Annotated in this window: 15 protein-coding genes; 8 read left to right on the top strand and 7 right to left on the bottom strand. The window is 70.3% G+C overall.

From position 1 onward, the window contains the following. The coding region (locus EJK15_RS45780) for a uroporphyrinogen decarboxylase family protein (RefSeq protein ID WP_276615498.1) at positions 1–117 on the top strand (117 nt) is incomplete at its 5' end. Between the two features lie 155 nt (positions 118–272). Here EJK15_RS45780 and EJK15_RS45770 read toward each other — a convergent pair. After that, entirely contained in the window at positions 273–1,229 is a 957-nt protein-coding gene (locus EJK15_RS45770) for a DUF4349 domain-containing protein (RefSeq protein WP_138716734.1), read from the bottom strand. A gap of 257 nt (positions 1,230–1,486) precedes the next feature. Here EJK15_RS45770 and hemG point away from each other — a divergent pair, with 257 nt between their 5' ends. Together hemG and hemQ are read left to right on the top strand one after the other, a co-directional pair. Beyond that, entirely contained in the window at positions 1,487–2,890 is a 1,404-nt protein-coding gene (gene hemG / locus EJK15_RS45765; protein ID WP_240777638.1) for a protoporphyrinogen oxidase, read from the top strand. Positions 2,891–2,895: 5 nt separating this feature from the next. Then, positions 2,896–3,597, top strand: a complete 702-nt coding sequence (gene hemQ / locus EJK15_RS45760; protein WP_138716732.1) for a hydrogen peroxide-dependent heme synthase — start codon at positions 2,896–2,898, stop codon at positions 3,595–3,597. A 9-nt stretch (positions 3,598–3,606) separates the two neighbouring features. Here the strand turns inward: hemQ and EJK15_RS45755 are convergent, their stop codons facing one another. Genes EJK15_RS45755 through EJK15_RS45745 form a run of 3 tightly spaced genes read right to left on the bottom strand, consistent with a single transcriptional unit; the run spans position 3,607 to position 6,822 of the window. Continuing rightward, complete coding sequence (locus EJK15_RS45755) at positions 3,607–4,749, bottom strand: ABC transporter permease (protein WP_138716731.1); 1,143 nt, start codon at positions 4,747–4,749, stop codon at positions 3,607–3,609. Continuing rightward, positions 4,746–5,882, bottom strand: coding sequence for an ABC transporter permease (locus tag EJK15_RS45750; protein ID WP_171074914.1), 1,137 nt, complete (start codon positions 5,880–5,882; stop codon positions 4,746–4,748). The genes EJK15_RS45755 and EJK15_RS45750 overlap by 4 nt, the downstream gene beginning before the upstream one ends. A gap of 10 nt (positions 5,883–5,892) precedes the next feature. Further along, positions 5,893–6,822, bottom strand: coding sequence for an ABC transporter ATP-binding protein (locus EJK15_RS45745; RefSeq protein WP_138716729.1), 930 nt, complete (start codon positions 6,820–6,822; stop codon positions 5,893–5,895). A gap of 189 nt (positions 6,823–7,011) precedes the next feature. On the opposite strand from EJK15_RS45745, the gene EJK15_RS45740 reads away from it, so the two are divergent. Then, positions 7,012–7,812 (top strand): hypothetical protein, encoded by an 801-nt coding sequence (locus EJK15_RS45740; protein ID WP_138716728.1) that lies wholly within the window; start codon positions 7,012–7,014, stop codon positions 7,810–7,812. A gap of 162 nt (positions 7,813–7,974) precedes the next feature. On the opposite strand, the gene msrB is transcribed toward EJK15_RS45740, so the two are convergent. Then, the gene (msrB, locus tag EJK15_RS45735; RefSeq protein ID WP_138716727.1) at positions 7,975–8,376 is read right to left on the bottom strand and encodes a peptide-methionine (R)-S-oxide reductase MsrB; all 402 of its coding nucleotides are present in this window, start codon (positions 8,374–8,376) and stop codon (positions 7,975–7,977) included. Between the two features lie 325 nt (positions 8,377–8,701). Here msrB and ligD point away from each other — a divergent pair, with 325 nt between their 5' ends. The 3 genes from ligD to EJK15_RS71450 all read left to right on the top strand — a co-directional run bounded on the left by ligD (position 8,702) and on the right by EJK15_RS71450 (position 10,298). Beyond that, a complete protein-coding gene (gene ligD, locus EJK15_RS45730) occupies positions 8,702–9,721 on the top strand; it encodes a non-homologous end-joining DNA ligase (protein WP_138716726.1) in 1,020 nt (339 codons plus the stop codon). Positions 9,722–9,771: 50 nt separating this feature from the next. After that, the gene (locus EJK15_RS45725) at positions 9,772–9,960 is read left to right on the top strand and encodes a hypothetical protein (protein WP_138716725.1); all 189 of its coding nucleotides are present in this window, start codon (positions 9,772–9,774) and stop codon (positions 9,958–9,960) included. Positions 9,961–10,121: 161 nt separating this feature from the next. Next, on the top strand, positions 10,122–10,298 hold the full coding sequence (locus tag EJK15_RS71450) for a hypothetical protein (protein ID WP_171074913.1): 177 nt from the start codon (positions 10,122–10,124) through the stop codon (positions 10,296–10,298). Between the two features lie 373 nt (positions 10,299–10,671). On the opposite strand, the gene EJK15_RS45720 is transcribed toward EJK15_RS71450, so the two are convergent. Together EJK15_RS45720 and EJK15_RS45715 are read right to left on the bottom strand one after the other, a co-directional pair. Beyond that, complete coding sequence (locus EJK15_RS45720; RefSeq protein WP_138716724.1) at positions 10,672–11,073, bottom strand: RNHCP domain-containing protein; 402 nt, start codon at positions 11,071–11,073, stop codon at positions 10,672–10,674. 1 nt (position 11,074) lies between these two features. Continuing rightward, positions 11,075–11,443 (bottom strand): RNHCP domain-containing protein, encoded by a 369-nt coding sequence (locus EJK15_RS45715; RefSeq protein ID WP_138716723.1) that lies wholly within the window; start codon positions 11,441–11,443, stop codon positions 11,075–11,077. A 354-nt stretch (positions 11,444–11,797) separates the two neighbouring features. On the opposite strand from EJK15_RS45715, the gene EJK15_RS45710 reads away from it, so the two are divergent. Then, complete coding sequence (locus tag EJK15_RS45710; RefSeq protein WP_240777637.1) at positions 11,798–12,415, top strand: TetR/AcrR family transcriptional regulator; 618 nt, start codon at positions 11,798–11,800, stop codon at positions 12,413–12,415. Positions 12,416–12,446 lie beyond the last annotated feature (31 nt).

Genomic DNA, 12,446 nt, shown 5'->3' with positions numbered 1-12,446 from the left:
GGGCGGGCGGCCGAGGGCCACGTGTTCAACCTGGGGCACGGCGTGCTGCCCTCGACCGATCCCGACCAGCTCAAGCGCCTGACCGACCTCGTCCACGAGACCGCCCCCGAGGCCTGACACCGAGACCCTGACACCAGGGCTCATGACGCCAGGGCGCGTACCACCGGGTCCCTGAGACGGTGGCGGGGCGTCTGGCGGCGGCGGTCGTGCGTCCGGTGGTGATGGCGGTCGGACGTCCGGTGGTGACGGTGGCCCGGGCGTGCGGCGGCGGGTCAGGCGGCTTCCGGGCCCGGGTCGCCGGGGCGCGGGGCCGGCGGCCGCGTGGTGATCCGGGGTTTCCTTGTGCGGTCGCGCCGTACCAGGTAGATCACCAGCGCCAGCAGGGGCAGCGACGCGATCAGCCACGGCAGCACCGCGCCGAGCACCGTGAGCAGCCCCATCGTGAACGAGACCAGCCCCCGCCACCCGGCCTTGAGCCCGCCGAGGAACCCGGCCGACTCCTCCTCCGGCTCCTCCGCGACGGCGACGGGACCGAGCAGCCGGAGCGTCAGCGTGGCCATGGAGACCTGAGTGGCCAGCTCCTTCTGCTGCGCCTGCAGCGACTCCAGGTCCGCCTCGCGAGCGGAGATCTCCCGCTCCACATCCAGCACCTGGCCGATCGTGTCAGCCCGCTTCAGCAGCGAGCGCAGCGACTCGAGCGACTGCTGCGCCGACTTCAGCCGGCTCTCGACGTCGGCCACCTGCAGCGTGACGTCCTCGGTGGCCTGCTTCATGGAGATCTGCGTGCCCAGCTCCTTGCCCAGCCGGCCCAGCATCCCGCCGTACTTGTCCGGCGGGATCTTGAACTCCAGGGTGGCCGAGGCCCGGCTGTCGCTGGCCGAGCTGCTCTCCTCTTTGGACAGGTAGCCACCGGCCGCGGTCACCATCTGCTTGGCCTGCTCGACGGCGGCGGCGACCTGCTTGACCCGTACGGTCATGCTGCCCGTGTAGATGACCTGCCGCTCCTGCTGGGTCACCTTGACGTTCGAGACGATCCCGTCCGCGTCGCCCGGCTTCCGCTGCTGAGGTTGCTTCTGGCGGATCTGGGCCTCGGCGGGGGCGGACTCCGCCTGCGACATCGCGGCGGGCGCGGCGCCGCTCTTCGCATAGCTCCCGGACCCGCCGCAGCCCGTCAGGAGCAGGGTCGCGCAGGCGGCCGAGAGCGCGATGCCGTACCGGATTCTCCTCATGTCCTTAAGACGGCCTGCGGATCACCCCGGTTTGATGTCATGAATCACGGTACGGTCACTGTGTTTGATGGCCTCACTCCGTTCGGCGGCACTCCCTCGTAGTGTCCATGGCCTCACTTCGTTCGGCGGCTCGGTCGCCATATGCCGCCGTCTTCCCCCGCTCTGGTCGCTCCGCTCCCGCCGCTCCTCCAGACGGCGGCACTCCCTCGCGGCCCCGAGCGGCTGGCCGAGCCGATGAGGCGGTAGCGTCAGGAGACGTGGAAGGGAATCGGGCGCACGTGGTCGTCATCGGCGGGGGGATCTCCGGTCTCGCCGCCGCGTGGTACATCCGGCAGGGCGCGGGCGAGCGGGTCAAGGTGACCGTGCTGGAGGCGGGCCCGCGCATCGGCGGCAAGCTGCACGCCTCGGAGGTCGCGGGGGTGAGCGTCGACGCCGGCGCGGAGGCCATGCTGGCCAGGCGGCCCGAGGGCGCGGAGCTGGCCAGGGCGGTCGGGCTGGGCGACGATCTGGTGTTCCCGGGCGCCAACCGCTCCTCCATCTACACCAGGGGCGCACTGCGGGCAATGCCGAAGGGGCAGGTCATGGGCGTGCCCGCCGACCTGACTGAGCTGGCCAAATCGGGCATCATCTCGCCGGGCGGCCTGCTGCGCGTGCCGCTCGACCAGATCCTGCCGGCGACGCTGGTGCGCACCGACGTGTCCGTGGCGGCCTACATCCGCGCCCGGATGGGCGGCGAGGTCGTGGAACGGCTGGTCGAGCCGCTGCTCGGCGGCGTCTACGCGGGCCGTTCCGACATGCTGTCGCTGGAGGCGACGATGCCGCGGGTCGCGGCCGTCGCCCGCGCCGAGCGCTCGCTGCTGGCCGCGGCCAGGCACCTCGTCGAAGAGACGCCCAAGGACGCCGGGCCGGTCTTCACGACGTTGCGGAACGGCATGGGCGCCCTCCCCGAGGCGGTCGCCAAGGCGTCGGGCGCCGACATCAGGACCGGCGTCACCGTACGCGAGCTGCACCGGACCGAGCAGGGCTGGCGGCTGGTGACCGGGCCGGTGCCCAGGCCCGAGATCGTCGAGGCCGACGCGGTGATCGTGGCCACGCCCGGCCATGCCGCCGCCAGGCTGCTCATGGCCGAGGCGCCCAAGGCGGCTGACGAGCTGGCCAGGATCGAGTACGCCAGCATGGCCGTCGTCACGCTCGCCTACCCGCTCTCCGCCTTCCCCGAGCCGCCCGCCACCAGCGGCTACCTGGTGCCGCCTGTCGAGCGGCGGCCGGTCAAGGCGGTCACGTTCAGCTCGGTGAAGTGGCCCCACCTGGCCAAGGACCTGGTGATCCTGCGCTGCTCGATCGGCAGGATCGGCGAGGAGCACCTGCTCCATCGCGACGACGCCGAGCTGGTATCGCTGGCCATGGCCGAGATGGGCGACGTCATGGGCGCGCGCGGGCTGCCGGTCGACAGCCGGGTCACGCGCTGGGGCGGCGGGCTGCCCCAATACAACGTGGGCCACCTGGACCGGGTGGCCAGGGTGCGCGCGGCGGTGGCCGTACAGCCGGGGCTGGCCGTGTGCGGCGCCGCCTACGACGGGCTCGGCATCCCGGCCTGCATCGGCATCGCCCGCACGGCCGCCGGCCGGATTCTGGACCACCTGTCTCAACGAGGAGAATAGGCACCATGACAGAGGGAGCCCCGCGGCCCAAGGCCCGCGATCTCAACCAGGTGATCCGTTACACCATGTGGTCGGTCTTCCAGGCGACCGAGCCGTGTCCCGTCGACCGCGATGGCCTGGCGGGCGAGGTCGAGGAGCTGCTCGAGCAGGCCGCCGGCAAGGACGTCGTGACCAGGGGGGTCTACGACGTGGCCGGGCTGCGGGCCGACGCCGACTACATGTTCTGGTGGCACGCGCCGACCCCTGAGGACCTGCAGGACGTCTACGCCAGGTTCCGGCGCACCGCGTTGGGCAGGCACAGCAGGCCCGTCTGGTCGGCGATGGCGCTGCACCGGCCGGCCGAGTTCAACAAGTCGCACGTCCCGGCCTTCCTGGCCGAGGAGGAGCCGCGGGCCTACGTGAGCGTCTACCCGTTCGTGCGCTCCTACGAGTGGTATCTGCTGGAGGACTCCGAGCGGCGGGCGATGCTCGCCGAGCACGGCAGGATGGCGCGCGACTACCCCGACGTGCGGGCCAACACCGTTGCCTGCTTCTCGCTCAACGACTACGAGTGGATGCTCGCGTTCGAGGCCGACGAGCTGCACCGGATCGTCGACCTGATGCGCACGCTGCGGGGCGCGCAGGCCCGCCGCCACACCCGTATCGAGATCCCGTTCTACACCGGTGCTCGCAAGCCGGTCCGCGAGATCGTCGCCGCCCTGCCGTAAAGCGGCCCCTTAGCGGGTGAGGGCGGCGCGCAGCCGCCACGAGCCGAGCGCGAAGAACACCGCCGCGTAGCCGGCCAGCACGCCGAGCTGCGGCAGGATGTCGGCGATCGTGCCGTCCCTGCGCAGCAGCTCGGCGAAGCCGTCCAGGGCCCAGGCATGCGGCGTGACGTGCGCGATCTGGCGCATCGTGTCGGAGAACATGTCGAGCGGTGCCATCGTCCCGCCGATCGCGGCCAGGCCGAGGCCAAGCAGCAGGCCGACCGAGACCGCCTGCTGCTCGGTACGCATCGCCGCGCCGACCAGCATCGCCGCCCCGCCGCCCACCAGGGAGAACGCCAGCAGCAGCGCGGCGGCGCCGAGCGGGTCGCCCCAGCGCACCCCGAACAGCAGCCCTGATCCGACCATGATGATCAGGCCCTGCAGCAGCGCCACGCCCACCCGGCCGGCCGCCTCGCCGAGCAGGATTCGGCCGCTCGACGCCGGCGTGGCGTACATCCGGCGCGACACCCCGAGCCGCCTGGTCTCGATCAGCGCGGCGGCTCCGGTCATCGAGGTGAGAAATATGAACAGCAGCAGCTGCGAGGTCGCGGCGATGTCGAAGCTGGACACGCTCCGGGGGATGGCCGCGGTGCCGGTCGTGCTGGACGCCACCGTGATGCCGGGCACGCTGGCGGCCTCGGCCCTGGCCACGAGATCGCCGAATGACCCGTCGCGCACGTAGGCGGCGGCCCGTGCGGGCATCGTCACCTGGGAGACCACGGATCTGACCGCGGCGCCGAGCTGCAGCGCGTTGGGCTCGTTCCGGCTCACGTAGGGCACCGTGACCGGGGTGAAGCTCGTCAGGGCACGGTCGTAGCCAGCGGGGATGAGCAGCGCGGCGGCCAGCCGGCCGCGTTCGACGCCCTCGCGGGCCTCGGCCTCGCTGCCGACCCGCTCCACCCGCATCTGCCCGGATCTCTCCAGCGCCGCCACGAGCTTGGCGGCCTGCGGCCCGTCCCCGCCGGTGACCCCGAGCCGAGGGCTGAAGCCCGAGCCGAACGACAGCCCGAACACCGTGATCAGCACGATCGGGAAGATGATCACGAAAAAGATGTTGGTCCGGTCGCGGAAGAGCCTGACCAGGTTGATCCAGGCGATGGCCGTGATCGTCATGGTCGGAGCATCCTTCCCGACCGCAGCAGGGCGATCCCGGTCGTCACGGCGGCGAAGCCCAGCAGCGCTAGCGTCGGCGCCGGCGCCAGGACGGGCGCGTTCCCGCCGTGCAGGTCGGACAGGCCCTGCAGGAACCAGCGGTGCGGGGTGACCAGGCTCAGCACCGCGAACGCGCCGCCCATCTGCTGGATCGGGATGAACACGCCGCCGAGCAGGCCGAGCAGCACCGCGACCACCGCCTGGATGTTCCCGGCCTGCTCGGCGGTGGTGGCCACGGTCGCGACCAGGGCCATGACTCCGGTGGCCGCCAGCACGCCCGCCACGATGAGCAGCGACACCCCGACGGGGTGCCCCCACTGCGCGCCGAGCAGCAGCGCGGCGGCGGCGACGAGCACGGCCATGGCGACGAAGCCGACCACGATCCCGCTCAGCAGCTTGGCCAGGGCGATCGCCACGCGGGGGACCGGCGCGGCCAGCAACCTGGAAAGGGTGCCGTCGCGGCGCTCGTCCAGGATCGAGCTGAAGCCGAACTGCACGGTGAAGAACAGGAAGAACACCGCCATCCCGGCGGCGAACCCCTCCGCCAGCGACAGCTGCCGCCGCTCCGCGCCGAGGTCCTCGACGGTGACCGGCGCGGGCACGCGGGCGGCCTCCTCGGGTGTGCCGCCGCCCTTGGCCGCCAGCGCCACCTGGACGTAGCGGATCTCGGCGGCGAACGACTCGGCGACCGAGCGGGCCACGAACGAGCCGATCTGCGCGTCCACGTTCCCGATCACGTGGATCGTGGTGCCCTGCCCGCTCAGCACGGCCCGGCTGAATCCGGCGGGGATGACGTACGCGGCGTCGGCGTCGCCGCGCTCGATCACGGCCCGCACCTCCTGCTCGGTGGCGGCCGTCCTGAGCCGGATGACGCCGTTCCGCTCCAGCGGGCGCAGCACCTGCTCGATGAACGCGGTCGCGATCTGGCCCCGGTCGTGGTCGGCCACCGCGAACGTGGCCGTGTCCTGGGCGTCGACCCCTCTGAAGACCAGGCTGAAGATGGTGGCCAGGCCGAACGGCACCACGATCGCCAGCAGGAACAGCGACCGGTCCCTGACCCGCTGCCGCAGGTCCTTGCCCATGATGAGGAGCATCGTCCGCATGTCAGTCCCGCAGCGCTTTGCCGGTCAGGTGCAGGAACACCGACTCGAGGTTCGGCTCGTGCACCTCGACCGCGCGGACGACCACGCCGGCGTCGGTGGCCGCCGCCAGCACCCTGGGCAGTGACTTCCTTGCGTCCTCGACCATCACCTCGACGTGGCCGTCGTGGCCGCTCGCCTTGCGTACCTCGGGCAGCGCCTCCAGAGCGGGCACGGCCTGCGCGCCCTCGGCCGTCAGCGAGATGCGGTCCAGCTCGCCCACCAGGCCGACCAGCTCCCTGCGGGTGCCTTCGGCCCTGATCTTGCCCAAGTCGATGATGCCGATGCGGTCGCAGAGGCGCTCTGCCTCCTCCATGTAGTGCGTGGTGTAGAGGACGGCGACGCCCGCGCCGGCCAGCGCGGCGACGCTCTCCAGGATGGCGTTGCGGCTCTGCGGGTCGACGCCGGCGGTGGGCTCGTCGAGGATCAGCAGGGGCGGGCGATGCAGGAGGCCCACGCCAATGTTCAGCCGGCGTTTCATGCCGCCCGAATACTCCTTGACGGCGTCGTCGGCCCGGTCGGTCAGGCCGACGACCCCCAGGACTTCGTCGATGCGCGGGCGGGCCTCGGCGCGGCGCAGGCCGTACAGCCTGGCGAAGAAGCGCAGGTTCTCGCGGGCGCTGAGGTCCGGGTAGAGGGCCAGGTCCTGGGGGACGTACCCGATCTGCCGCTTGCTCGGCGTGCTCAGGGGGCGGCCGGAGATGAGCACCTCGCCGCTGTCGCGTTCGAGGATTCCGGCGATCATCGAGATCGTGGTGGTCTTTCCCGCGCCGTTGGGCCCGAGGAGGCCGTAGGTTTCACCGGCCTCGATGGTGAAGGTGACGTTGTCGACCGCTACGAGGTCGCCGAACGTCTTGCGTAAATCTCGACATTTCAGGATCTCGTCCCGGGACACCTTCGCAGTCTGGTTGAGCGGATCAAGAAAGAGCAAGACCCAAGTTGGCGGTCCGACTGAATTGATCTATCCCCTTTGTCACAATCAGGTAAATCCCTTGTTCGTGGACGTGGCAGCGCTGTGTTAGGGCAATCTCATGCCGACTTCTGAGACCGCCGTGGCACGTTCCACGAGGGCAAGGAGGGCAGGGTGGAGACATCCGAAAGGCCGGGCCGCAGGCGGCGCCCGGGCGGTCGTCACGTGGCGGGCCGCTCGCGGCATGGGCGGGGCCGCCGCCGTGCCAGGAGGCCAGGACTGGTGCTGGGGACGCTGGCGCTGGCCGGCGGGGTGGCCGGGCTGCTCGGCGCCAACGGGACCTTCAGCGGTGCGCCGGCCGAGTCGTCGGAGCGGCCGCAGGCGGCCGGGTCGCAGGCCGGCGCGGAGCGGGAGAGCCGGGCCTCCGCGCTGCCCGGCCGGGCCGGGACCGCCGGTCCCAGGGCGAGCGCGGAGGTGAAGGCGCGCGAGGTCCAGCAGGCCGTGCCCCAGAAGACCGGGGAGACTGCGGCGCCCAAGGAGACCGCGACCGCCGAATCCGGCGACATGGTGGAGGGGTCCGCGCCGCAGGAGGATGACGCGGTGCTGGCGGTGCCCGGGATGGACGACACCGACGGCTACCGGGCCGACGGGCCCTCGTCGCACACCGATCGGCGAGCGGCGGAGTATTTCCGTACGCACTGGGGTCCGCGCGACAAGGCGCTGAAACATGTCAAAGACATCCGCACGGTCGGCGGCTATTTGCGCATTTATACGGATTTACCGGGTTCTGCGTACAATTCCACCCATGCGATCACGTTGTGCAAGCGAGGTCTCGAATACCTGAGAGCCGCCGGGGTGGCCAAACCGGTGGTGTTCGTGCAGGCCAGGTTCGGGGAGAACGGGAATCCGGTGCTCGCCAACATCCTCGGCCCCTCCGACAGGAGTTGCAGCGTCACCCACCCGGCGCCGGGCTGAGGCTCAGCGCACCCGTACGCGGGTCTTCGCGCACACGTCGCACCGCTGGGTCACGACGCGACCGATGGCCTCGATCGTCACCCAGCGGTGGCGGAGATGGATGTGTACCACAGGAGATTGTTTACCCGTGGCAGGTGGTTGGTACGCGCTGTCGCGGGCCGATCACGCCTTGGGTTCGAGCCGTAGCGAGACCGAGTTGATGCAGTAGCGATCGTCGGTCGGGGTCGGATAGCCCTCTCCGTGGAACACGTGCCCCAGATGGGAATCGCACTTGGCGCACCGCACCTCGGTCCGCATCATCCCGTGACTTTGGTCCTTGATCAGCCTCACCGCGTCGGAGTCCGCGGGCTCGAAGAAGCTCGGCCAGCCGCAGTGCGACTCGAACTTCGTGTCCGACCGGAACAGCTCGGCCCCGCAGGCGCGGCACGAGTAGACGCCCTCGGTCTTGGTGTCGACGTACTCCCCCGTGAACGGGCGCTCGGTCCCGGCCTCCCGGAGGACGTGGAACTCCTCAGGGGAGAGCTGGATCCGCCACTCGGCGTCGCTCTTGACGACCTTTTCCATGGTTCAAGAGTACGAGATCTGGCAAAAAGAGATCTCCGCAGGGTGAAGCATCCGTTCTGGGGTGAATTCGCGTCTTTGTAGGCAAGGGGGTGTGATCGCCTCCTGGCAAGGGGTGAGATCGTCCGCAGATCCCACAGAGCGGCACAGCCCACGCCCGTGCTGGCGCCGCCGGGGATCGCCACGGCCGGCCGGGTGGCGCGCCAGCGCCCGGAACGGCGGCGGACGATCTGTTGGCCCGCCCCGTCGAGCCCTCGGTCCCGCCACCGAGGAGGCTCCGGGGCGGGCCCGCCTCGACTTGTCGGAGGCGGGTAGTAGGTTCGGTGGCATGGCATCGCCGTTCATAGAGCTCGAGGTGGGGGAGCGGACCGTCAAGGTCACCAACCCCGACAAGGTGTACTTTCCGGAGATCGGCGCCACCAAGCGAGAGCTGGTCGAATATTACGTGAGCGTCGGCGAGGGCGCGCTGCGGGCGCTCAAAGACCGGCCGACCAACATCAAGCGCCACCCCGACGGCGTGCAGACCGAGGCGATCTACCAGAAGCGGATGCCGCCGAAGCATCCCGACTGGCTCCAGTCCGTCACCGTCACCTTCCCGAGCGGCCGCACGGCGCAATCCCTGCGGGTCACCGAGGTGGCCGCCATCGCCTACTGCGCCAACCTGGGCACCATCGACTTCCACCCCTGGCAGGTGCGGGCCGCCGACGTCGAGCACCCCGACGAGCTGCGCATCGACCTGGACCCGCAGCCCGGCCTGGAGTTCGACGCCGCCCGCAAGGCCGCGCTGCTCACCAGGGACGTGCTGGGCGAGCTGGGGATGGCCGGGTTCGTGAAGACGTCAGGCAACCGCGGCATCCACATCGCCGTGCGCATCGAGCCCCGCTGGGACTTCATCCAGGTGCGCCACGCCGGCATCGCCCTGGCCAGGGCCGTCGAAGACCGCGACCCGAGCCTGGTGACGACGGCGTGGTGGAAGGAGGAGCGCGGGGACCGGGTCTTCATCGACTTCAACCAGAACGCCCGCGACCGCACGGTAGCCAGTGCCTACTCCGTCAGGGCCAAGCCGTACGCGCCCGTCTCGACGCCGCTGACCTGGGACGAGCTGGCCGACGCCGAGCCGCGCGACTTCGACATCCGCACGGTGCCCGCCCGCTTCGCCAAGGTGGGCGACGTCCACGCGGCCATCGACGACCGGGCCTGCTCCATCGAGCCGCTGCTGGAGCTCTACGCCGAGGACGGGCGCGGCGACATGCCCTACCCGCCCAACTACCCGAAGATGCCGGGGGAGCCGATGCGGGTCCAGCCCAGTAGAGCTAGGGCTGTAACAAGGGAAAATGAGTCAAGCTAGGCTGGCGATACGGGGTAGCGTGGCGCAAAGTCGCCAGATGACCATGGACCGTGTTTGCGGAGCGCCTTGAGGACCTGGCGAAGTCGTCCTCCCGCGATCTCCGGGCGGCGAACAAGGCCACCCGGACGATCGAGATCTACAACGAGTCCATCCGGTTCCTCTGCGAGTGGCTCGGCCAACAGGATCCAGTCGTCCAGGACCGCATGGAGCGGTCCGCCAACCGGCTCCCAGGCGTATAGGGCGGGTCGCCTGCGGGTGGCCCGGCTCCTGTTCGTGCTGTCAGGGACCATGGCAGGAAAGCGGCGAACAACGGCAGGATTCCCGCTCGTCGCGCGACCAGGGCGTCTGCCAGGCTCGACGTGTACCGAACTGATCAGAATCGGGATTCGTTGGGGGACGTATGCGCCGTATTGCCGTTGGTCTGCTGGCCGCTTTCGTTATCGGCGGTGTCGCCGCGTCACCGGCTGTCGCTGACGCGGGCACGGACTACTGGAGCATCGACAGCGTGAGAATCACGGGGGGCGACACGCCCGACGACAAGATTTGGGCCACCCAGGAAAACGCCCGCCTGATGTGACTGGACATCCACCCTCCCCGGGTGATGCGAAAGCCCTCCGCTTCTGGTCTTCAGACCAGAAGCGGAGGGCTTCTTCGCGTTGTATGGCCGCGCTGGGCGCGGCTGAGCTGACGCGGGTGGGGCTGGACGGCGGCTCACCTTGTGCCTCCTCGCGAGCCGTCGCCGAGCGCTTGGGCTCCCCCTCGAACACGGTCTTGGTGACGGGCCATGGGATCAGGCCGTTGCTCGGGTCGGGTCGGTGACGAGTTCGTTGGCGTAGGCGATCGTGTACGGAACGGTCGTGTAGCCGCTCATGACGTCACCAGGGTGTAGTCGCCAGGTAGCCCGGCTCCTCGCCGGGGTCGCACGCGGCGGCCCCGGCGAGGAGCCGGGTCTAGAGGGCGAGCAGGGCGCTGACCGGCAGGCGACTGTCGGACAGCGGGCGGATGGCGATGCGGAGCAGCGCCAGCGCGTTGTCGTCGCCCGCGATGCGGTTGGCGCTGAGCCCGCCGCATGACTGGCAGTGATGGATGATCAGCCACTCCCCGTCCTGCCGGACGGTGACGCTCAGCGCCGCCATCCGGCCCCTGCAGCCCGCCTGCCGGTCCCCCGGGATCCGGTGGTCGACGTGCAGACTGGTCAGGCAGTGCGGGCAGTGGTTGCGGTGCGCGGTGCCGGGCGCGGACATGGGCACGTCCAGCCGGCACCCGGCACAGCGGAACGCGTCGCCGGGTTCCCTCTGATGTGCCTTTTTGCGCCGTTGCGGCCTTTCCCGGCCCGGGTTCCTTCTGGGCATGTCACAGGTCGCCGAACGCCTCGAGCGGGAACGGCGGCTGCGCGAGCGGGCGTACCGCCATGCGCATGAGGATGAGCTGGTTGTCGTCCCCGCAGATGGGGTTGGACGTCAGCTCACCGCACCGGGTGCAGCGATGGATGATCATCCAGTCGCCGGTGCGGAGGACCGCGATCGAGATCGGGATCATCCGCGACCGGCACTCCGAGGGGCCGCCCTCCACGCGGTCGAGCACGTGCTGCGAGTGCAGGCAGCTCGGGCAGTGGTTGCGGCGGGTGCCGTCCGGTGCGGTCGCCGTCACGGTCAGGCCGCAGCGTACGCACTGGAACGTCTCGGTGTTGACGATGGAACGAGGTTTGCCGTTGGTGGACAACCTGGGTACTCCTTGCCGGAAACAATCGATCAGGGCAGCAAGGGAGCGCCGAGCGAGCCTCGCGGGTGTACGCGGGCGTGCTGGTACAGCAGGCAGTCCGGCCTGTCAGGCGTTCACGAATTCAGGTGTGATGCTTCAGAGGCAGGAAGTCGCCCGCGGCACGTCGAGGCGCACTTGGCGCGGTGCCAGGCATTAATTCACTCCCCTCCAGGGCAGGATGACCGCCCACATGCTCCACCGATTCGGACACGTGCGAGGGTAGCGAGGCGGGGCAGCATACGGCCAACGGTTTTTCCGGCCACCCTTCTTCACTAGAGTAATGCTTTAGTGGCGACAGGGAAGGTGGAGGTTCGGGTGGCGACGTCGAGGACCGGGGTACGGGCGGCGAAGGCCGCCGCCACACGAGTGCGGATGCTGGCGGCGGCCAGGTCGTTGTTCGTGGAGCGCGGCTACACGGCCACGACCATGCAGGCCATCGCGACCGAGGCCGGCGTGGCGGTGCAGACGCTGTACTTCACGTTCGCCACAAAGCGGGCCATCCTGTCCGAGTTGCTGGACGTGGAGGTCGCGGGCGACACGGCGCCGGTCGCCACCCTCGACCGGCCGTGGGTGGCCGAGGCGCTCTCCGCGCCGCCGGAGGAGCTGGTCGAACAACTGGTCAAGGGGGCGGTGCGGATCCATGCCAGGGTGGCGCCGCTTCTGGAGGTGGTGCGGTCGGCGGCGGCCGTGGATCCGGAGATCGCCGAGCTGTGGCGGACCAACATCGCGCAGCGGCACACCGTCCTCATGGTCTTCGCCGGCGCGCTCGCCGCCAAGACCGCCCTGCGCGCCAACCCGGCCAGGGCCGCCGACATCATGCTGGCCACGCTCGCCCCCGAGTGTTACCACCTGCTCGTGCATGAGCGCGGTTGGGCCCAGGAGGACTGGGAGCGCTGGGCCGTCGACGCGCTCGCGCGGCAGCTGATCGGCTGAAGTGGATCCCGGGTTGACTAAAGTGCCACTC

The sequence above is a fragment of the Nonomuraea basaltis genome, assembly GCF_005893125.1.
Lineage (GTDB): Bacteria > Actinomycetota > Actinomycetes > Streptosporangiales > Streptosporangiaceae > Nonomuraea > Nonomuraea basaltis.
This window is presented reverse-complemented; position numbering and strand designations above follow the sequence as displayed.

Bases quoted from the DNA above. Each gene is read 5' to 3' on its own strand.
- EJK15_RS45770 (WP_138716734.1), bottom strand. From the start codon at position 1,229: ATGAGGAGAATCCGGTACGGCATCGCGCTCTCGGCCGCCTGCGCGACC.
- hemQ (WP_138716732.1), top strand. From the start codon at position 2,896: ATGACAGAGGGAGCCCCGCGGCCCAAGGCCCGCGATCTCAACCAGGTG.
- EJK15_RS45755 (WP_138716731.1), bottom strand. From the start codon at position 4,749: ATGACGATCACGGCCATCGCCTGGATCAACCTGGTCAGGCTCTTCCGC.
- EJK15_RS45750 (WP_171074914.1), bottom strand. From the start codon at position 5,882: ATGCTCCTCATCATGGGCAAGGACCTGCGGCAGCGGGTCAGGGACCGG.
- msrB (WP_138716727.1), bottom strand. From the start codon at position 8,376: ATGGAAAAGGTCGTCAAGAGCGACGCCGAGTGGCGGATCCAGCTCTCC.
- ligD (WP_138716726.1), top strand. From the start codon at position 8,702: ATGGCATCGCCGTTCATAGAGCTCGAGGTGGGGGAGCGGACCGTCAAG.
- EJK15_RS71450 (WP_171074913.1), top strand. From the start codon at position 10,122: ATGCGCCGTATTGCCGTTGGTCTGCTGGCCGCTTTCGTTATCGGCGGT.
- EJK15_RS45720 (WP_138716724.1), bottom strand. From the start codon at position 11,073: ATGCCCAGAAGGAACCCGGGCCGGGAAAGGCCGCAACGGCGCAAAAAG.